Source organism: Flavobacterium sp. FlaQc-57 (assembly GCF_044007395.1).
In the GTDB taxonomy this organism is placed as follows: domain Bacteria; phylum Bacteroidota; class Bacteroidia; order Flavobacteriales; family Flavobacteriaceae; genus Flavobacterium.
Genome location: NZ_JBIPDA010000002.1, coordinates 539872 through 560206, shown reverse-complemented (window position 1 = coordinate 560206; position 20335 = coordinate 539872). Strand labels below are relative to the sequence as shown.

Genomic DNA, 20335 nt, shown 5'->3' with positions numbered 1-20335 from the left:
AATTTACTTAATTATAACTTTTTTATAACCACTTGGTACACTATAAGGGAAAGAAAGTTCTTCATTAAATGAAATATTGTTATAATTCAAATTAATATTGGTTTTCCCTTTTGGATGAATTGCGTTAATTTCAACACTTGTTGGTAATGTTCCTTGATTAAAAACCTTACTGTCAGAATATAAAATTTGTAACATTCTATTTTCAGCAGGTTGAGAAATCTCTTCTTTTTGTAGCAAATACTTATCTGAATCTAAATAAAATGACTTTTTTAAACTAACCGATTTTTCATCATCTAAACGAAGTAGATTTTCAACAATAGTTTGTGTATATTTTCCGTTTCTTAAATCATCTAATGCTTCTCCAACCAATAAATTCTGAACCTTACTATAATCTAATTCAGTTCCTAACCATTGGCTTAAACTAGTAAAATCACCCTCATAATAAGTGCTTTTTATTTTTTCGTAATAACTTACAGTTGTAGGTGTTATCAAAGCTTTAGCCATCGTGATTCCTAAAAAACGTACACTAACCAGGATTTGCTTGTCTTTTTCGATTTTAATCTCTGCTGTAACATTTTGACTTTGTTTCTCGTCAGCATATCTTGCACTTGCTTTTATATATAAAGTAGAAAAATCTAACTTATTGTTATAATGTTTCTCTATTATCTTTTTCTCCTCTTTTGGAGTAATTTCTTTATTTTCGTTATTGTTTTGTACTGCAACCGCTTTTGATTTACAAGAAATCATAAAAATCGACAACAATACTACTGCTATATATTTTTTCATCTGCACTTAATCTTTTACTTATTTTTCTTTAATAATTCATTTGCTTTCAAAAAGTATTCCTCTTTTTTCTTAGCATCTCCCAAACCATTATAAGCCTCTCCTAACTGAATATTAAAATTTGCTTCAAGAGCTTTATCATCCACAACATAATCGAGTCCCATTTCTAAAACGGTTTTTGCGTTTTTAAATTGTTTTAACTGATTATTTCCTAAACCGGCGTAATAATAAAATTGCGGCTGACTCGGATAAACTTCAATCATACTCATGGCTCGCTTTGTCATCGGTTCAAATTGCTTTGTCTGAGTGTACGCTTCAAGTAAAAGCAAATTGGTTTCACGATCTGTATCTGAATTTGCTTTTAAATCTTTCTCATAATATTTAATAGCATTCGCAAACTGACCTTTACTATGATAAAATTTTCCAATTTCTTTTGCAACATCGACATTTGGATCATTATCAAAATAAGAAATCGCCTTCTCTAAATCCGGAGCATACTGCGGATTCTTATTAACGTAAATTAAAAATTCATTTAAAGTACGGTGTTTAATTTTTGAATCAATTTTTGAACTTGCCAAAATTACATTCATAGATTTGATCGCTTTATCAGCCTGATTCGCATCTAAATAAGTTTTAAACAAACTCACTTGTCCCCACTCCGAAGTTGGAACTTCTTTTGCTAATTGTTTTGCAACATCTAAAGCTTTGTCTGTTTGTTCGGCTTTTGAATACAAAAAAATCAGATCTACATAATTCGATTCTACTTTTGGATTCTGTTTAATCTGATTAATTAAATTATCAATCTCTGCATTTTGATACTTTCCTTGCGACAAAATTTGCATTTTATATCTATTACGATCGTCCGATTTTCCAAACTTCTCATCCATCTCGATAATCATAACAAGCGCTTTTTCAAATTGATTGGTAATCATATACAACGAAATCAAATCGTCTTTATATTCTTCATCAAATGGAATAATCTTTTGAATTGTTTCTATTGCCAAAGGATAATTTTTGGTTTCATAACTTACATCGTAAATTCCTAGCCAATACCATTTGTTTTTTGGATCTAATTTCGTGGCTTTTTCAAAAGAATCCTGAGCATTTCTGTATTCTTTTAAATAAAAATAATTTTTACCCAATTCAAAATAAGCGACAGCGTCATCAGGTTTTAGTTTAATACATTTCTCTAATGACACAATTGCCTTATCATAATTTTCGATTCCTTTTTGTTTTAAAGATTCATAAAAAGAGTCTTGATATACATCGGTTGCCATAGCAATATCTTCTGGTTCTGTTTGAGCCATAAGCGAAGTTGTATTGCCAAGCAAAACGAAAAATAAAATTACTATAACTCCTTTTTGTATCATATCTAAAATCTAATCTTTAAACAAAAACGAATCTATTTATTCTAACTAATTTATTCTAAAACAGAATAATCACCAATGCTAATACTGGTAAATTTACCATCATAAACAACATGATTTCCTATCATTGCATTGTCTAAATTTGCATTTTTAATTTGAGAATAGGTTTGTACTAAACTGTTTTTGATTGAACTATCAATAACGTGACATCCTTTCCCTATCGAAACATTTGGACCAACAGTTGCATTTTTCAATACTACGTTTTCACCAATGTAACATGGAGGAATAATTGTTGCATTTTCTAATTTCACATCATAATCTACTAAATGTTCTCCATCATTATGCAAAAACCCTAACATTCTGGAATTTGTTTCGACAGTAACATCTTTATTTCCGCAATCCATCCATTCATCAACACTTCCGGTTTTAAAAACTTTACCGTTAGCCATCATTGCTTTGATTCCGTCATTAATTTGGTATTCGCCACCATTTTGAATATTGTTATCCAAAACTCCTTGAAGTTCTTTTTTCAGATCACCAACTTCTTTAAAATAATATATTCCGATAACGGCTAAATCGCTCACGAACTCCTTTGGTTTCTCAACCAACTCTATAATTTCATTATTAGAGTTTAATTTCACAACACCAAATGCCTCCGGTTGCTCTACTTGTTTTACCCAAATTACAGCATCTGCCGCAGGATCTAATTCAAAATCAGCTCTAATTAACGTATCTGCGTATGCAATTACTGCAGGTCCAGACAAAGATTCTTTTGCACACATAATAGCATGACCCGTTCCTAATGGTAAATCTTGACGATAAATAGCCGCTTTTGCTCCTAAACTTCCAGCCAATTCTTCTAAACTTGTTACAAGGTCTTCTCCAAAAAACGCTTCATCTCCTAAAATAAAAGCAACTTCTTCGATCGGTTCTTTTAAGATTTTAGCGATATCTTCGACTAAACGATGTACAATTGATTTTCCTGCAACAGGAATTAATGGTTTAGGAACTGTTAAAGTATGTGGTCTAAGTCTTGATCCGCGACCCGCCATTGGAACGATTATTTTCATTTTTATCTCTTTATTTTGTTGGAAGATCTAAAAAAATCCTCTTAGTTTTATTCTTAATTTCAACTGCAAAGTTCGCAAAGATTTTTTTGCAAAAATTACAAAGTTTTATTATTTCATTTTTAATATCGCAAAGCACCGAAACTGATTACTTAGAAGTGTAACTGAATACTATTTCACTCCAGTACTTCCAAATCCACCTTCTCCTCTTGATGTTTCTGAAAGCTCTTCAACTTCAATCCATTCCGCTCTTTCATGTTTAGCAATAATCAATTGAGCTATTCTTTCTCCATTTTCGACTACAAAAACTTCATTTGATAAATTTACTAAAATTACACCTATCTCGCCTCTATAATCGGCATCAACAGTTCCAGGTGAATTTAATACGGTGACACCTTTTTTTGCTGCTAAACCGCTTCTTGGTCGCACTTGCGCTTCATAACCTATTGGCAACTCAATAAAAAGACCTGTTTTTACAATAGTCCTTTCTAAAGGTTTTAACGTAATCGCTTCTGTTAAATTGGCACGTAAATCCATTCCCGCCGAAGCAATTGTTTCGTAGTTTGGTAAAGCGTGTTGCGATTTATTGATAATTTGTATTTTCATTTTATTATTTAAAAGATTAAAAAGCACTACTACTTTTTATTCATAATTCCTTTGATTGTGTCTTTTTCATTATGGTAAACAAAATAAACGAAAGCTAAAAGTAACGGAATTCCAACGAAGTAATTTTCTCTAAATCCGTAAAAAGAAATACCCGAAAACACAATTGAAATTCCTAAATAAGCTCCAATTTTATTCATGTCATAAGGTATCGGATAATATTTATTCCCTAAAACATACGATATCAACATCATACTTCCGTAAGCTGAAATAGTAGCAATTGCTGACCCATAATAACTGTACTTCGGAATTAAATAATAGTTTAATACCAATGTTACAATTGCGCCTACTATTGATATATAGGCTCCAATTTTTGTTTTATCTGTCAGTTTATACCAAACCGATAAGTTATTATAAATTCCTAAAAAGAAATTTGCCAGAATAATTAACGGAACTACTTTCATAGCTTCCCAATACGATTTATTATCCAGTAAAAGATATTTTAAAACATCGGCAAAAACAATAACTCCCAATAGAATCAGTGACCCGAAAATAACAAAGTATTTTGTGATCACGGCATAAGTTTGGGGTGCATTTGCATTTTTTGCATGGCTAAAAAAGAAAGGTTCAATACCTAACCTAAAAGCTGTAGCAAACAGAACCATAAACAATCCTAATTTATAACAAGCAGAATAGGCTCCAACCTCAGATTTTGCAAGATTTTCGGGTAATAAATATCCTAAAAGAATTTTATCAAAATGCTCGTTAACTGCAAATGCAAGTCCGGCAACCAAAATTGGCAAACCATATTTCATCATCTTCTTCCAAAGTACAGGATCGAATTTTCTTCCTAACGAAAGATAATTTGGTGATAATACTATAAAAGTGGCTAAACTCGCCAATAGATTTGCAATGAAGATATATGCAATTTGGAAATTTTCAACATATAAATTATCCCAAACTGAATTAGGATTTGCGGCCGCCAATTTTGGTAAGTACACTAAAAAGAAGAAATTCAGTAACATATTGATTACTACATTTCCTATTTTTATGGCTGCATACATCATTGGACGTTGGTTGGCTCTAAGTTTAGAAAAAGGCACTAAAACCAAAGCATCTAAAACTAATATCCAAACTGAATAGGTTATATATTGTACATCAACTTCGGCAAGACTTGCAAGAGTATTTCTAAAAATTAAAGCGGCAAATAAGAAAATAATAGACGACCAAAATATCGAAATAGTCGAAGTTGCAATGACATTTTTCTTATCCTCTTCAGCACTGTAGAATCTAAAAAATGCAGTTTCCATTCCATAAGAAAGCACTACATTAAAGAAAACCATCCATGACAAAACGATCGAAACTTCACCATATTCTGCGGTTGGTAAGATACCTGTGTATAAACGTACCAATAAAAAACTTAGCATGCGAGGCAAAACCGTCGCTAGTCCATAAATAGCAGTTTGTTTGAATAGATTTTTATATAATCCCAAAATATATGTGTAAAAAGTTTATAAAACAAAAATAACCAATTCTTTGGTTTATTATTGTTTTTGTAGGTTCAATAAAAAAACTTGTTCTTAATTTTATTGAGTTAATTTATTTTCATCTAGTATTTTGACAAAATGAAAACCTTTTGGTTCGTAACCCTGATTGTAATAAAAACGATGTGCTCCAAAATTTCCAGTAAAAGCATCAAGAACAACACTACTACAATCTAATTCTGTAGCTTTTTGTTCAACGTAATCTGTGAGTAATTTGCCAATTCCTTTAGAACGATGATCCGGATTTACAACAAAATTATCTATTTCCAGGTACTTTCCAGTCCACAATTTAGTAGAAGACCAACAACCGGTTATTCCGAGACAAACTTCATTCTCAAAAACTGCAATTTGAAAATAATTATGCGGCACCATCTCTAAGAGGAATGATTTATATTTTTCAATAGAAAGTTTTGGATAAAGAAATCTCATGGTCTCAATTTGTGCCAACATTTCTTCGATTGTAGTCAACTCTAGTATTTGCAGTTTCATTCTTATAAAAATAGACTTCAAAAATACTCAATTTTTTTCATTGTCAACAATATAATTCTACAACAACTGTACATGTGAAATCTATAATAAAGACTAAAAATTCTATAATTGATTCAGCACTCTTACTTGTTAAATTTGCCTTACAGGGAATGAGATAAGCTAACATACAACCCTAAAAAAAGCAAAGCATTGGGACTAATAAAGCTAGTTTGTTCCCACAAAAGACAAAGCATACAGAGGTGATAAAATCTGTAGAATAATTTTATAAAATGGTTATGATTCTCGGTTTTTGGCTAAATTGAGGATCACCATTTTATAAGTTCAATTTAAAAACATACACAGTATAAAAAAAGAGCCGATAATCAATGATTATCGGCTCTTTTTATTTTATTCCTATAAATTATCCGTTTAAAGCTTCTGCTCCACCAACGATCTCTAAGATTTCGTTAGTAATAGCTGCTTGACGAGCTTTATTGTAAGTTAATTTCAATTGGTTTCTTAATTCAGTTGCGTTGTCAGTTGCTTTGTGCATTGCTGTCATACGTGCTCCATGTTCAGAAGCAAATGAATCGCGAATACCTTTATAAAGTTGTGTTTTTAATGATTTAGGAATCAAAGTTAACACAATTTCTTCTTTTGAAGGCTCGAAAATATAATCTCCAGCAGAAACTGGTACATCAGATTTAATTGGAGCTAACGGTAAAAATTGTTCTGTTTGAACGATTTGTGTCGCAGCATTTTTAAACTGATTATAGATTAGTTCGATTCTGTCGTATTCTCCAGATAAAAATTTCTGAGTTAAGTTATCAGCAATTCCAGCTACATTATCAAAAGTCAAATGATCGAAAATTGCATTATGATGACCGTGAACTTTAAAAAATTTACTTAGTACGTCATTTCCTTTTTTACCAATAGGAAAAACATCAACTTGTTTTCCAGCGTAAAATGCAGAACGGTTTTTAACCTCCTTAATAATATTTGTATTAAATGCTCCACATAAACCTCTATTTGAAGTTATAGCAACAAGTAATACTTTTTTTACTTCACGTTGTGTTGTGTAATCTCCACCAACTTCACCATCAAGTGTAGCAGATAAGTTTTGCAACAACTCCGTTAATTTCTCGGCATAAGGGCGCATTGCAGTGATTGCATCTTGTGCTTTCTTAAGCTTTGCAGCAGAAACCATTTTCATTGCCGATGTAATTTGCATCGTCGATGAAACGGAAGTAATTCTATTACGGATTTCCTTTAAATTTGCCATTTTTTCTAATTAGAAAATTTGATAATTAGTCCATTAGATAATTGAAAGAGTCTAAACAAATCCTCAATTATCTAATAATCTAATTGTCTTATTAGTTATATTTTGCTGAAATTTCTTTTGCTGCTTTTTCAATAACATCAGTAATGTTGTCATCTAATTTACCAGCTTTCAAAGCGTTAAGCGTATCTTTATGTTTACTGTTTAAGTAAGCTAAGAAATCAGCTTCGAACTCTTTTACTTTATTTACAGGTACGTTTCTTAATAAGTTTTTAGAACCAGCGTAAATAATAGCAACTTGATTTTCTACAGTATAAGGATCATTTAAACCTTGTTTCAAGATCTCAACGTTTCTTTTACCTTTTTCAATTACGTTTAAAGTAACAGAATCCAAGTCAGAACCAAATTTAGCGAAAGCTTCTAATTCACGGAATTGAGCTTGATCTAATTTTAAAGTTCCAGAAACTTTTTTCATTGATTTAATTTGAGCATTACCTCCAACACGAGATACTGAGATACCTACGTTAATTGCAGGACGAACTCCAGAGTTGAACAAATCTCCATCAAGGAAAATCTGACCATCTGTAATCGAAATTACGTTTGTTGGGATATATGCAGAAACGTCACCAGCCTGAGTTTCGATAATTGGTAAAGCAGTTAATGAACCGCCACCTTTTACGATAGACTTAATAGAATCTGGTAAATCATTCATGTTTTTAGCAATTCCATTATCTGCAATTACTTTACAAGCACGCTCTAATAAACGAGAGTGCAAGTAGAAAACGTCTCCAGGATATGCTTCACGTCCCGGTGGTCTTCTTAATAAAAGAGAAACCTCACGGTAAGCAACAGCTTGTTTAGATAAATCATCATAAACGATAAGAGCTGGACGACCAGAATCTCTAAAATACTCACCAATTGCAGCACCTGCGAAAGGAGCGTAAACTTGCATTGGAGCTGGATCAGAAGCATTAGCTGCAACAATAACTGTATAAGCCATTGCACCTTTTTCTTCTAACATTTTAGCAATTCCTGCTACAGTTGAAGCTTTTTGCCCAATTGCAACATATATACAGAATACAGGTTTACCTGCATCATAAAATTCTTTTTGATTTAAGATTGTATCGATACAAACAGTTGATTTACCTGTTTGACGGTCACCAATAACAAGCTCACGTTGTCCACGACCAACTGGGATCATAGCATCAACTGCCTTAATACCTGTTTGTAATGGTTCAGTAACTGGCTGACGGAAGATAACTCCAGGAGCTTTTCTTTCTAAAGGCATTTCGTATAAGTCTCCACCAATTGGTCCTTTTCCATCAATTGGAAAACCAAGAGTGTTTACTACACGTCCAACCATTTGCTCACCAACTTTAAGAGAAGCAATACGTTGCGTTCTTTTTGCTGTTGAACCTTCTTTGATTCCTGTTGATGGTCCTAAAAGTACCACACCAACATTGTCTTCTTCAAGGTTCAATACAATAGCTTCAAGTCCGTTATCAAATTCAACTAACTCACCATATTGTACATTAGATAGCCCGTAAATACGAGCAATACCGTCTCCAACTTGAAGCACAGTTCCTACTTCCTCTAGTGTAGCACCAGATTCAAAACCTTCTACTTGCTTTCTTAATATTGCTGAAATTTCAGCAGGTTTGATGTCCGCCATAATTATTATTTTTACCTACTTTTATTTTATTTAAAATTAGAATATAAATCACTAAGATTTTTTAAGCCCTCCAAATTGCTGTAGTCGATTTTTTCTAAATCACTACTTCCAACTGAATCTCCTACATATTCTTTTAACTTACTTAAAAACTTATCTTCTTTACCTTTTTTTACAAAAATTTGAAATCCTTTTTCCTGATTTGGAACTTTAATTACATAAGAGTTTGATGGTAAATCTTGATAGATACTCATCTTATCTGTAACGTCTACTTCTTTAAAATATTTCCAAGAAGCTGAAGCTAATGATACTCCTGCTAATGCACCTAAATCAAGTGCTGTATTATCTTTTGGAGCAACTGTTTCAAGTTTTACCAAAAGTGCTTTAAATTTTGTTTCTGTATTGTCATCGTTAATAACACCAAACGATACATTTTCTTTTGCTTTGTAAAAGTATTGTCTTAAATTACCTTTTTCATTTTTAGCAACAACTTTCACACTTTTACCATCTCCAGCAGCATCTAAATCAATCATACCACTACTACTAGATTTTGGAGCAATTTGTTCAAAATCAATAGAAAGTACTCCTTCTAATTTTACTCCTTTTTGATCAATTGCATATCCTTTTTTATCATAGATGTTTACTGAATTTAATTTAGCCTCTTCAGTTTTAGCTAATTTGTCAGCTTTTCTAGCATCTAAGAGTACTTCAGCCTCACTTAAAGTCATATATTTTTGACCGTTTAAGTATGAGTTATCAACTACTTCTTTAACTAATCTTTCAGTTTCTGCAGCAGTACTTCTATTTGTGTATACAAAAGATGGAGTATAAGTAAATGTTTTACTTGACTCAGTTAATGCAACAACCATTTTACCTCCTCTATCAACAGCTTTAACCAATGATCTTCCGTTTAAAGTTAAGATGTCAACATTTAAAACAGGAAAAGGAGAAGAATCTTGTTTCCAAGAAACAACATATTTAGCTACAACTTTAGACATGAACTCTTTACGTTCAGCATCATTATATTTTGATGTAAAAGCATCTTCTGGAACTTCACCAGAAAAAACTAATTTTTCAGTTGTATGAATTTGGTAATTCAAAGTCGCTAATTGCTTCTCATCTACTTTACCAGCTTCTTTTACTTTTTCTATTTCTGCAGAAATACTAGGACGTTCTTCAGCAAAAAAAGCATCAAGATTTTCAATACCATTTGCAGTGAAAATATTGTATTTTTTAGCAAGAAGCTCAGCAACTGCTTTTTTATAATTTAATGTAAAAGACAATAACTCAAAGTTTACCTCAGTTTTTTTAGATCCATCTAAATTCGTAACAACTAACCAGCTTTTAGAATTTTGAGCATCAATTTTATGCGTTTTCAAATTGGCAATAATACCAGTTGAACCATCTATAGAGGTATATGTAAATTGCGTACCGGTTTTATCTTTCTCCACCTTTGCAATTGCAGTCCCATCTAATAAAATTTTGTTATCATCTTCTTTGATCTTTTGACCAAATGAAAATAATGACGTACAGAAAACAAATAAAATTATAAAATTCTTCATAGGTAAAATCTAGTTTTGGGCTAACTCTCTTTTTAACACTTGTAATCTGTTAGCAACTGAAGCATTATATTGCTGGTCACCAATTCTTAAAATAAATCCTCCAATAATTGAAGCATCTACAATATTCTCTATTGTTATTTTTTTATCTGATAAAGTTGTAATTTTAGCTAAAACTTTAGCTTCTAAAGCTTCATCCATTGGAATTGCAGTTGTAACTTTTGCTACTTCAATACCGTTGCTTTCATCAAATAATTTATTGTATTCTGATGCAATTGCTTCTAGAATTTCAAATCTTTTGTTTTCAAACAATAAATGGAACAACCCTTTAGTTACACCATTTACATTTGCAAAAACTTCCAAAAGTGCACTTTCTTTCACTTCAACCTTTAGAGTTGGGCTTTGGATAAATGAACTCAATTCTGTATTTGTTTCAATTGCTGTAGCAATCGACTTCATATCGTTATTGACAACTTCGGCAACACCTTTAGAGTTTGCTAAGTCTAGAATTGCTTTTGCATAACGAATTGCTGCTCTTGTACTTGCCATAATATTAGTTTAACTTTACGTCACCTAACATTTTCTCTACTAATTTAGTTTGAGATTCTTTGTTAGATAATTCCTCTTTCAATAATTTTTCAGCGATGCTTAATGATAAAGTTGAAACTTGTGATTTCAATTCAGCCATAGCAGCATTTTTTTCGTTTTCGATCGCCAATTTAGCTTGAGCTATTAATTTTTGACCTTGCTCTTGTGCTTCATTTTTAGATTCAGCTATCATTTGCTCTTTCATTTCGCGAGCTTCTTTTAACATACCATCACGTTCTGCACGAGCTTCTTTTAAAATACGCTCATTATCCGCAGTTAAATTTTGCATTTCTAAACGCGCTGCTTCTGCAGATGCCAAAGCACTGTTAATAGATTCCTCACGACTTTTTACAGCACCTAAAATAGGTTTCCAAGCAAATTTTGCTAAAAGAATAAAGAAAACAATAAAGATAATTGTTGTCCAAAAAATTAAACTTTCTGGTGAAGTTAATTGCATAACATTATATATTTAAAAATTGTTTGTCGTTTTTTGAAAAAACTTCCTATAGCCAACCGCTACAGGAAGTTTATTTTTTTAATTATGCGTTTGTAATTAACGCAACAACTACTGCGAAAAGTGCAACACCTTCAATAAGTGCAGCAGCAATAATCATAGCAGTCTGGATTTTTCCAGCAGCTTCTGGTTGACGAGCGATAGCGTCCATTGCAGAACCACCAATTTTTCCAATACCAAGACCTGCACCAATTACAGCTAATCCAGCTCCGATTCCAGCTAATACCATAATAATAAATTTATATAGTTAATAATTAATAAAACTCTAATTAATGATGATCGTGCTCTTCAACAGCCTGACCAATAAATAATGCTGAAAGCAATGTAAATACATACGCTTGCAAAGCAGCAACCAACAATTCTAATACGCTCATGAACAATACGAATGCTCCGGCAACTGGGCCAACAGCGATACTTTTGAAAATGAAAATCAAAGAAACTAAACTCAAAATGATAATGTGACCAGCAGTAATGTTTGCGAATAAACGAATCATTAATGCAAATGGTTTAGTCAACATTCCGATAATTTCTACAGGAATCATAATTGGAGCCAACCACACAGGAACTCCTGGTGTGTTGAAAATGTGTCCCCAGTAAGATTTGTTTCCGCTTAAAGTTGTAACGATGAAAGTAATAAATGCCATTACGAATGTAAAGTAAATATTTCCTGTTAAGTTAGAACTGAATGGGAAGAAAGGAATTAATCCAATAAGGTTGTTAATCCAAATAAAGAAAAAGATAGTCAAAAGGTATGGCATATATTTTCCAGCCTTTTTTTCACCAATATTTGGAACTGCAATTTCATCTCTAACATAAGTAACCAATGGTTCTAAAAACCCAGCTAATCCTGTTGGTGCTTTTGGATTTTTCTTGTATGATCTTGCTACAGCAAAAAATAAGAAAAACAAAATAATTGCTGACATTAACATTGAAAAAACATTCTTAGTGATAGAAAAATCTAAAGGTCTTGCATCGAAAGCAAAAGCACCAGTATTTTTCTGATCAGCTGTCATTGTTTCAAATTTATCAGCATAAAAAATTATTTCTTTATAACGAACTAATTTCTGACCATTAATATCAACTACATGTTCACCTGAATTATCGTGGTGAAATTTTGAAGATGAAAAAATTTCCAATCCATTATTTGTCCACAAAATAACTGGCAGACTAAAAGAAATAGGATGACCATCCCAATCAGCGATATGAAAATCATGAGAATCTCCAATGTGTGAATTAATCAATTCACTGGCATTGAATTCTTCTTCGATTTTGTGACCAACGGTTTCTCCGTGATTACTTGCTTCTGCATGACTTACCTCTACTGACTCAACAGTTTCGTGATTAACAGAAACACTATCAACAGGAGTTGATGCGAAATTTATCGACGAAGTAAATGCTAATAAGGTAACTAATAAGTACTGGACTGGTTTATTTGAAATTATCATTATTAAATCTGTATGTAAATTTTAGGTTCCAAAAATTTTTTGCAAAGGTACATTTAAAATTGAAAATTGAAAATTTATGGCTGTAATTTTTAATATTTAGCTTTTAATAGACTAAACTTACTGCTAATTAAGCAATTAACCTCTATTTATTAATCGAATTGTGAAATAGGTTTCGAAAAGTAAAAATAAAAAATAAGGGATAAAAAATGTACTTAAGTCAATTATCGGGTCTTTTACCTTCCCTTTTATTAGCGGAATTAAAAAAATGATGGCCAACATCATTCTAAAAAGGCTGGCGCCCAGAAAGGCAAACCCTGTATAGTTTGTGAAAGTTTTATTCACATAAATTAAAAATAAATACACTAAAAAAGTAGCCGTAATATTAAAAATATAAATACTCCAAGCTGAATAAAAAAACACTAATTTTTCTGATAACGCTTGCATTGCAAAATATTGCACAACAAATAATACAATTGAAAAAGGGATAAAATATTTTAGAAAATCGATAGTTTTATTCATTATTTGTTTAAATTTTTAACTTGTCTTATTACATTATAAAGTGCCAAAAAAACCGAAAACAAAGATAGAATTATTGTCCATAACGAACCACCGTTTGAATATTTTTTATCTAACCAGGTGCCTAAATAGGAAAACAAAAAAATAATTACCCCCATTTGAATCGGAATATTCATTAATGCCAGCCATTTATTATTAGACTTATTATTGGGTTCCTTTTCCATCTTTTAGAGTTACTTCTTTTGTGTTATTAGTTAACATAGTGCAGGTTGCGGTAAACTCAGCACCTGGTTCTATTGACAGCTTTCCAACTGCAACTTCTCCATGAATCTGTGCTGATGCTTTTATATTAAGGATTTCTAAAACTTTTATTTTCCCCTGAAACTCTCCTTCTATATCAGCATTATTGCAAACAATTTCGCCTTTTACAATGCCGGATGCTCCTATAACTAATTTTCCTTGCGAAGTAAAATTTCCTATTAATTCTCCATCAAGTCTAAAATCGGCTTTAGACACAATATCACCTATTATAGATGTTCCTTCAACAATTCTATTCGTTTTTCCTAAAAGTTCTGTTCCGTTTTTTTTAACTTTATCAAACATGATTATGGGGTTTTGGGCGCCAAATAGGCTTCCAGATTTTTTTTGATTTGAACCACTGAGTAATTATCACTTGAGATAATAATTGCCGGATGTGAGATTTTATATTTCTTATCATCTCTCAGAACTCCTGAAACATCTTTGGCATAAGCCTCTGTTTTTACTCCATGAATAACTACAAAACTTTCTGTTTTGTTATACTTGTCTAAAGAAGTTGTAAGTCTTTCGAAATTCTCAACCGATAAAAATTTCTTAATAGCTTCTTCTATTTGTTTTGCAGTTTTGGTATCGTCTTTTGGAATTGCATAAATAATTTTCCAGCTTTTACTGTCAACGGCTGTAAAATCAAGCTTTTCTAAACTTGGCACTTGCTTCTCTAAAATTTCTCGGGCATTTTTACCTTCATCACTATTTGGATAATTATCTGCAACTGCTTCAAGTCCTTTTTTATAAGCTGCTAAACCATTTACTTTCCCTAAAGTATTCGCTTTCAATAACTCATATTTAGAAACAATTTCATCACCTGAATATTGATTGATTAAATTATCAATATTATCTAACACAAGATCAAACTGCCCTTCCTGATACAATTTATACCACTTTTGATACTCTTTTTCAGGTGATGCTAAATCATCAGAATTTGTATTATTTAAAATTTGAGCATATCTCGAATTTGGATATTTTGTAGTTATATCAAACTTCACAGATTCGGCTTTCGCCGGATTTGTAATTTGATATATTTTATACAAATTATACATCGATGGCAGAATCATTTTTTCTTCTGGATTGTTTTTTAATAACTGCTCCAGTTTGTCACTTGCTAATTTGTATTCTTTAAACTTTTCTTTATAAATAAGTCCTAATTGGTAATAAGCAAAATTACGCTCTTTACCTATACTATCCATTGCTGACTGTGTTGTTGGCAGCTGTTTTTCATAAAAAGCAGTAGTATATTTTTCAACAACCACAGTATCTTTTAATGCGTTTGCGGCATCCATATTATTTATAGTATCATTCATTGCTGCAGTGTTGGCTGATTTTACTGCCGCCAATCTCCAATTACCCGTCAAAGTTCTATTACCCCACATTTTTCTGAACTGTAGTTTTCCGTAAGCAACTGTTGTTGGATTATAAAAGTAAAAAGTACTTGCAGGCTCATTTCCTGACGGAGGTATAAGAGGTCCCATACCCGGATCTGCTTTTCCAAGCGATTGTGGATTTACTGCTGTTGGTCCGCTATTAGCATTTGTATTACGATCTATATTCGCTAATTTCTCTTTTTCTTTTTCTTCGAGAATACGTTTGGCCTCGTCTTTCTTTTTAAGTTCTCCTATATAATTTTCGAAATAAATTTTTCTGTCAGCATCTGGTAAACCATGAACATTAATTATACTATCGTTGCGTTTTGCAATTCCTTCATATTTAATTACATCGTCTAAGTTTTTTCTGTTTTTTTGAATAACAGCAAACTCTCTGGTTTTAGGATTTAATTTTACTAACGTACTGTCATAATACTTCGCTGCCATCGTATAATCTGTATTTCTAAAATACATATTTCCGATGTTTCGATAAGTTGACGCAACTAAATAAGGATCTTTTGATTTTCTGGCTAATGATTTATTGTAGAAAAATAAAGCGTCTTCTTTTTCTTTATACTTATCAAAAAAGACTCCCATTTCATAAAACAATATATCGTAATATGGTCGGTTTTCGCGATCTGCAACTAATTTATTATAGGTTTCTATGAACAAATCCTGATTGCCATTTTCATAATCAAACATCTCTGCTTTTTTGGCATAAGCATGCATCATATATTTTCGATCGGCTTTTCGGTTCATGGCAATCACTCCGTCATAAAAATAATTTGCACTGTCCTTTTTTTCAGCTTCCTGATACATCTGGCCTAGGATAAAACGATAACGCGCTCGATCTTCGTTTATTTTAGTGAATTTTTCAGCTATTCTAAGTTTAGCAACAGCGCTATCTCTTACTTCAAGGTTCAAAAAAGCTTCTGCCAGTAAAGCATTTGCATCAGAAAAAGTCTGCTTATTTAAATCTGTATTTTTTAATAAGAGATTAATATTTTTTAAAACAATGGCGTCGTTTCCTAAGCGCATATTGGTTTTTTCGCGCCAGATTTTTGCCGTATAAATATTACTGCTGTTTGGGTATTTGTACAGAATATAATTGAATGCTTCCAATGCCGGAATAAAACGCTGATCGTAATATCTTGCTTTACCAAGCATCAAATAGGCTTCGTCAATTTGAGAATTTCGCTCTCTTCCTCCAATATTCATTGAATGTTTTTGAATGGCTTTTGTCGCTTTGGTTTCTGCCTTTTCAAAATCTGGATTCTTCGCTTTTTCTTCTCCTGAGAAATTCTCATCGATTTGCATTTTTTCTATAGGCAAAATCTTCCAGAAGTTATCCTGATTACTTGCCTGAATAGACTTTAGTCCTTTATCAAGGCCAATTCCGCCATTGTACAAAATGTTATATTTTGTACTTAAAGCATGAGAATTTCGAGCCAAAAAGGTGTTTTTCTTGGTAGAGCAAGCTATCAAAAAAAACAAAAAAACAAGACAAAAACTGTATTTAAGAGTATTCTTTTTCAATTGAAAAGATTTTAAATCAATTAACTTCTAAAAAGGATTTTTAGTATAATGACTTGTAAAAATACGCTTCTTTTTGAAATATGGAAATTTATACTGCAAAAAACGATTCCAGCTCTTGTAAGGTTTCTCTTGAAGTTTGAATATCCTTTACAACTTCACCTTTATTAAGTGCAACAATTCGATCACACACCTCTACTGTATGCTGCAAATCGTGGCTTGAAACAAGTACAGTAACGTTTGGATTTTCTGCTAAATCTTTTATGATTTTTTTTAATCGGCTAACTGTTGTTGGATCTAAATTTGCAAAAGGTTCATCCAGAATTACAACTTCCGGATTTCCTATAAGTGTGGCAATAATCCCCACTTTTTTCTGGTTTCCTTTAGACAAATCACGTAAGTATTTTTTGTTGTTTAAGATTTCTCCATTAAAAAACTCTTCATGCTGTAACAATAATGCATCAATATCTGCTTTATTTTGATGACGTAAATCTCCAATAAAATAAAAATATTCTTCAGGAGTTAAATAGCCAATCAGAAAACTTTCGTCTAAAAATGAACCTGTAAAAGATTTCCAATTTTCACTAACATTTACCTGAATATCATTGTTTTTTATATTTCCTGTTGAAGGCTGAATTAGATCTAACAGCAAACTAAAAAAAGTAGTTTTTCCTGCTCCGTTATTCCCTACCAATCCAAAACTTTGTCCTTTTGGAATTTCAAGATTATTTATATTTAAAACTGTTGTTCCGTTATATTTTTTTGAAAGTTGATTTACTTGTATCATTGTAATTTTTGATGTTAGTCCCGAAGTCTCGGGATTGATTTTAGACTTAAAAATCTTCTGTATGTTTTTTAATATTCAATTCGATCTGATAAAAAATATCTCATTATCAAATTGGTACATTCTCTAATTAATTCTTTTGTTTATAAGCACTTATAGTACTATACTTTTCGATTTTATATCTTTTTTCGATTAATGAAAAAACCTTGTCTTTAAAAATAAATCCAAGAACTCCAGCACCGGCAACTAGTAATAATCCGAGTGTTTTATCTCCTAAATAAAGCCCAAATCCATACAATGCAAGTGGTAATAAAATTTTGGGTAAGGTTAACAGCATTGCACTCACATTAAAAGCTTTTTTATCTCCGAAAGCTCCGCCAGCTGAACTTAAATCGATTGGTGTTTTTGTAAATGCACCACCTAAAAGTACTAAGTGAGAGTTCACTCCAATGTTATAAATTGCTCCCGCAACAATAGTTAAATAAATTTCCCATCCGTAAAAAAGGTAGAACGAGGCAAGAATTGTCGAAACAAAAGTCGCGATAACAATTAACCACCATTTTGCTGTAATATAACCGCGATACGGGATATTTTGTGTCATCATTAGTTGATAATACGAACTATCCCAGCTTGGTACAAATTGTCCGAAGACAAATAAAAATCCTCCTGAAACAAATATCCCGGCAAAAATATGCATCACTGCAGGTTGATGTGAATTTCCAAAAAAGATGAGTCCGTAAAACAAAAAGAAAAAACTCATTATAATTGTTGTCTTCGATCTTTTATTTCTTTTAATCAATTTGATATCATTTTTAAGAAACGTCCCCAAAGTTCCAAATTGATTCAACCATGAAAGGTTTTCAGTTGTAGCAATATCTTCTTTCTTAGAAAGCCCTGCGTCTAAAAACAGATTATTCTTAAAGTACTTGAATGTAAATGAATACAAACCGATTAATACTAAAACAGGAATTAAAAACAATCCTTTTATGTCGTAAAGTCCTTGAAAAAAGGGCATTGTAAAAACTGTAATATCAAATAATTTATAATACTGAGCGGCTCCCAAAGCCAATGCAATTCCGACAAAAACAACAAATAATTTATCGATATTACTCAAAATAATATTTAAAAAATTGTTGATGTAAATTAAAGCGAAAATGGCCAAGAACCAAAAAATAATCCCCAAAACGTCATAACCTTCCATTATTAATACTATCGAAAATGGAACGAAGAAAAGTGCGTGAGCCCAATTAAAAAAAGACAAAGCTGTTTTTCCTAACGAAAAATGCACAATAGTTGGTTTTTTAAATGGTAAAACTAAAAGTGGCTTAATATTTAGCACCGGAATTGCCTGCATTAGCAATCGAATAACTAAATCAAATAAAAAATAATAAATCAGAAATTGATTGATGGTTACCAACGGCTCCAGATTCATTTTTTTTAAAATATAAAATGCTCCTACTCCTGCTCCAATAAAAATTATGGAAAAATATACCATAAAAAACCCTATTAAAACTTTCATGACCATACTCGTGCCAAACGATGCAGATCTAGTAAAGGCTTTCCATTCGAGGTAAATAAACTTTTTAATCATGGTTATTCTGGTTTTGAGTTTTGTAGTAAGAGATCAAATGTAAGAAAACGTTACAAAAAAAGTTAAAAAAAATAATTAAGTGCTTCTCATTTAGCTGTCGTTTGCTACTTTTGCATAAAATATACAATCATGCCTTCATTCTTAAAACTAATAATTAAAGAGGTAAAACGTGAAACTACTGACGCTGTTTCTATACTTTTTAATGTTCCTGAAGAACTAAAACCTGACTATAAATTTATAGCTGGACAATACATAAATTTAAAATTAACACTTGATAATCAAGAGATTCGTCGTGCTTATTCAATATGTTCAGCACCAGAAAGCGGTGAATTACGTATTGCTGTAAAAGCAGTAAAAAATGGCTTATTCTCTCAATTTGCTAATACAAAACTTAAAGCTGGAGATGTTCTCGAAGTTGGTCATCCTGAAGGAAAATTCACTTTTGAACCTGATCCTGAAAGACAAAAAAACTATGCAGCTTTTGTTGCCGGAAGTGGTATTACTCCAGTATTATCTATCATAAAATCTGTTTTAAAAAGTGAGCCAAAAAGCTCATTTGTATTGGTTTACGGAAACAAAACTCCTGAAGAAACTATTTTTTATCAGGAATTGCACGATTTACAATTGCAATATGTAGGTCGCTTCTTTGTACACTATGTTTTTAGTCAGGCTAAAGCCGAAAATGCTTTGTTTGGAAGAATCGAGAAATCGGCGGTCAATTTTGTTTTGAATAACAAACACAAAGAAATGCAGTTTGACAAGTTTTTCTTGTGTGGACCAGAAGAAATGATTAATACTGTTTCTAATGTTCTTAAAGAGAAAAACGTAAAAGAATCTGCTATTAAATTTGAACTTTTTACTTCTTCAACTCAAGAAAATAAAATAAATACTTCATTAGAAGGGCATACAAAAATTACTGTTTTGGTTGATGATGACGAAGTTTCATTCGAAATGTCTCAAAAACAAACCATACTTGATGCAGCCTTAAAACAAGGAATTGACGCTCCATATTCTTGCCAGGGCGGAATTTGCAGCAGTTGTTTAGCGCGTGTTACAAGCGGTACTGCAGAAATGACTAAAAACTCAATTTTGACGGATAGAGAGATTGCTTCAGGTTTAATTTTAACATGTCAGGCTCATCCAACTTCAGAATCTATTTATGTAGATTATGATGATGTTTAGACGTTAATCTCAAAAATATAAAATTCCAAATTCCAACTTTAAAATTGGGATTTGGAATTTTTTTTGTTTTATAATTATTGATAATCTTTGTCAAAGTTTAAAGCTTCAATTTACACCTTAGGAAAATTTGAATTTGGAATTTGAACTTTCTAAAAATTTAATTG

The 20335-nt window shown here is 31.8% G+C and carries 19 protein-coding genes; 1 reads left to right on the top strand and 18 read right to left on the bottom strand.

Features of this window, described 5'->3' with window-relative positions:
- Positions 1–3: 3 nt before the first annotated feature.
- The 18 genes from ACHRVZ_RS08385 to ACHRVZ_RS08300 form a co-directional block, all read right to left on the bottom strand.
- Positions 4–786 (bottom strand): DUF4292 domain-containing protein, encoded by a 783-nt coding sequence (locus ACHRVZ_RS08385; RefSeq protein ID WP_395421846.1) that lies wholly within the window; start codon positions 784–786, stop codon positions 4–6.
- Between the two features lie 14 nt (positions 787–800).
- Positions 801–2153 (bottom strand): tetratricopeptide repeat protein, encoded by a 1353-nt coding sequence (locus tag ACHRVZ_RS08380; protein ID WP_395421844.1) that lies wholly within the window; start codon positions 2151–2153, stop codon positions 801–803.
- A gap of 50 nt (positions 2154–2203) precedes the next feature.
- Positions 2204–3220: a sugar phosphate nucleotidyltransferase gene (locus ACHRVZ_RS08375; protein WP_395421842.1), complete on the bottom strand. Its 1017-nt coding sequence runs from the start codon at positions 3218–3220 to the stop codon at positions 2204–2206.
- Positions 3221–3388: 168 nt separating this feature from the next.
- Positions 3389–3823 carry a dUTP diphosphatase gene (gene dut / locus ACHRVZ_RS08370; RefSeq protein WP_395421841.1) on the bottom strand — a complete coding sequence of 145 codons (435 nt, stop codon included), beginning with the start codon at positions 3821–3823 and terminating at the stop codon, positions 3389–3391.
- A gap of 29 nt (positions 3824–3852) precedes the next feature.
- Complete coding sequence (locus ACHRVZ_RS08365) at positions 3853–5313, bottom strand: lipopolysaccharide biosynthesis protein (RefSeq protein ID WP_395421840.1); 1461 nt, start codon at positions 5311–5313, stop codon at positions 3853–3855.
- Between the two features lie 93 nt (positions 5314–5406).
- A complete protein-coding gene (locus ACHRVZ_RS08360; RefSeq protein ID WP_395421839.1) occupies positions 5407–5853 on the bottom strand; it encodes a GNAT family N-acetyltransferase in 447 nt (148 codons plus the stop codon).
- Positions 5854–6253: 400 nt separating this feature from the next.
- Entirely contained in the window at positions 6254–7114 is an 861-nt protein-coding gene (atpG, locus tag ACHRVZ_RS08355) for an ATP synthase F1 subunit gamma (protein WP_395421838.1), read from the bottom strand.
- A gap of 91 nt (positions 7115–7205) precedes the next feature.
- Positions 7206–8783 (bottom strand): F0F1 ATP synthase subunit alpha, encoded by a 1578-nt coding sequence (gene atpA, locus ACHRVZ_RS08350; RefSeq protein ID WP_041519819.1) that lies wholly within the window; start codon positions 8781–8783, stop codon positions 7206–7208.
- Positions 8784–8809: 26 nt separating this feature from the next.
- A complete protein-coding gene (locus ACHRVZ_RS08345; RefSeq protein ID WP_395421836.1) occupies positions 8810–10342 on the bottom strand; it encodes a hypothetical protein in 1533 nt (510 codons plus the stop codon).
- A 9-nt stretch (positions 10343–10351) separates the two neighbouring features.
- The gene (atpH, locus tag ACHRVZ_RS08340; protein WP_395421835.1) at positions 10352–10888 is read right to left on the bottom strand and encodes an ATP synthase F1 subunit delta; all 537 of its coding nucleotides are present in this window, start codon (positions 10886–10888) and stop codon (positions 10352–10354) included.
- A 4-nt stretch (positions 10889–10892) separates the two neighbouring features.
- Positions 10893–11384 (bottom strand): F0F1 ATP synthase subunit B, encoded by a 492-nt coding sequence (locus tag ACHRVZ_RS08335; RefSeq protein ID WP_395421834.1) that lies wholly within the window; start codon positions 11382–11384, stop codon positions 10893–10895.
- 82 nt (positions 11385–11466) lie between these two features.
- Positions 11467–11670: an ATP synthase F0 subunit C gene (gene atpE, locus ACHRVZ_RS08330; protein WP_039113322.1), complete on the bottom strand. Its 204-nt coding sequence runs from the start codon at positions 11668–11670 to the stop codon at positions 11467–11469.
- A gap of 40 nt (positions 11671–11710) precedes the next feature.
- Positions 11711–12886 carry a F0F1 ATP synthase subunit A gene (gene atpB / locus ACHRVZ_RS08325; protein ID WP_395421833.1) on the bottom strand — a complete coding sequence of 392 codons (1176 nt, stop codon included), beginning with the start codon at positions 12884–12886 and terminating at the stop codon, positions 11711–11713.
- Between the two features lie 518 nt (positions 12887–13404).
- Positions 13405–13626, bottom strand: coding sequence for an AtpZ/AtpI family protein (locus tag ACHRVZ_RS08320; protein WP_395421832.1), 222 nt, complete (start codon positions 13624–13626; stop codon positions 13405–13407).
- Complete coding sequence (locus ACHRVZ_RS08315; protein ID WP_395421831.1) at positions 13607–14005, bottom strand: polymer-forming cytoskeletal protein; 399 nt, start codon at positions 14003–14005, stop codon at positions 13607–13609. The genes ACHRVZ_RS08320 and ACHRVZ_RS08315 overlap by 20 nt, the downstream gene beginning before the upstream one ends.
- A gap of 2 nt (positions 14006–14007) precedes the next feature.
- A complete protein-coding gene (locus ACHRVZ_RS08310; protein ID WP_395421830.1) occupies positions 14008–16617 on the bottom strand; it encodes a gliding motility protein in 2610 nt (869 codons plus the stop codon).
- An 88-nt stretch (positions 16618–16705) separates the two neighbouring features.
- A complete protein-coding gene (locus tag ACHRVZ_RS08305; protein WP_395421828.1) occupies positions 16706–17401 on the bottom strand; it encodes an ABC transporter ATP-binding protein in 696 nt (231 codons plus the stop codon).
- 127 nt (positions 17402–17528) lie between these two features.
- Positions 17529–18989 (bottom strand): DUF5687 family protein, encoded by a 1461-nt coding sequence (locus ACHRVZ_RS08300; RefSeq protein WP_395421826.1) that lies wholly within the window; start codon positions 18987–18989, stop codon positions 17529–17531.
- Between the two features lie 129 nt (positions 18990–19118).
- On the opposite strand from ACHRVZ_RS08300, the gene ACHRVZ_RS08295 reads away from it, so the two are divergent.
- Positions 19119–20171, top strand: a complete 1053-nt coding sequence (locus tag ACHRVZ_RS08295; protein WP_395421824.1) for a 2Fe-2S iron-sulfur cluster-binding protein — start codon at positions 19119–19121, stop codon at positions 20169–20171.
- The last annotated feature ends 164 nt before the right edge of the window (positions 20172–20335 follow it).

Excerpts from the sequence above, each read along its gene's own strand:
- ACHRVZ_RS08385 (WP_395421846.1), bottom strand. The coding sequence starts at position 786 with ATGAAAAAATATATAGCAGTAGTATTGTTGTCGATTTTTATGATTTCT.
- ACHRVZ_RS08380 (WP_395421844.1), bottom strand. The coding sequence starts at position 2,153 with ATGATACAAAAAGGAGTTATAGTAATTTTATTTTTCGTTTTGCTTGGC.
- ACHRVZ_RS08375 (WP_395421842.1), bottom strand. The coding sequence starts at position 3,220 with ATGAAAATAATCGTTCCAATGGCGGGTCGCGGATCAAGACTTAGACCA.
- dut (WP_395421841.1), bottom strand. The coding sequence starts at position 3,823 with ATGAAAATACAAATTATCAATAAATCGCAACACGCTTTACCAAACTAC.
- ACHRVZ_RS08360 (WP_395421839.1), bottom strand. The coding sequence starts at position 5,853 with ATGAAACTGCAAATACTAGAGTTGACTACAATCGAAGAAATGTTGGCA.
- atpG (WP_395421838.1), bottom strand. The coding sequence starts at position 7,114 with ATGGCAAATTTAAAGGAAATCCGTAATAGAATTACTTCCGTTTCATCG.
- atpA (WP_041519819.1), bottom strand. The coding sequence starts at position 8,783 with ATGGCGGACATCAAACCTGCTGAAATTTCAGCAATATTAAGAAAGCAA.
- ACHRVZ_RS08345 (WP_395421836.1), bottom strand. The coding sequence starts at position 10,342 with ATGAAGAATTTTATAATTTTATTTGTTTTCTGTACGTCATTATTTTCA.
- atpH (WP_395421835.1), bottom strand. The coding sequence starts at position 10,888 with ATGGCAAGTACAAGAGCAGCAATTCGTTATGCAAAAGCAATTCTAGAC.
- ACHRVZ_RS08335 (WP_395421834.1), bottom strand. The coding sequence starts at position 11,384 with ATGCAATTAACTTCACCAGAAAGTTTAATTTTTTGGACAACAATTATC.
- atpE (WP_039113322.1), bottom strand. The coding sequence starts at position 11,670 with ATGGTATTAGCTGGAATCGGAGCTGGATTAGCTGTAATTGGTGCAGGT.
- atpB (WP_395421833.1), bottom strand. The coding sequence starts at position 12,886 with ATGATAATTTCAAATAAACCAGTCCAGTACTTATTAGTTACCTTATTA.
- ACHRVZ_RS08320 (WP_395421832.1), bottom strand. The coding sequence starts at position 13,626 with ATGGAAAAGGAACCCAATAATAAGTCTAATAATAAATGGCTGGCATTA.
- ACHRVZ_RS08315 (WP_395421831.1), bottom strand. The coding sequence starts at position 14,005 with ATGTTTGATAAAGTTAAAAAAAACGGAACAGAACTTTTAGGAAAAACG.
- ACHRVZ_RS08305 (WP_395421828.1), bottom strand. The coding sequence starts at position 17,401 with ATGATACAAGTAAATCAACTTTCAAAAAAATATAACGGAACAACAGTT.
- ACHRVZ_RS08300 (WP_395421826.1), bottom strand. The coding sequence starts at position 18,989 with ATGATTAAAAAGTTTATTTACCTCGAATGGAAAGCCTTTACTAGATCT.
- ACHRVZ_RS08295 (WP_395421824.1), top strand. The coding sequence starts at position 19,119 with ATGCCTTCATTCTTAAAACTAATAATTAAAGAGGTAAAACGTGAAACT.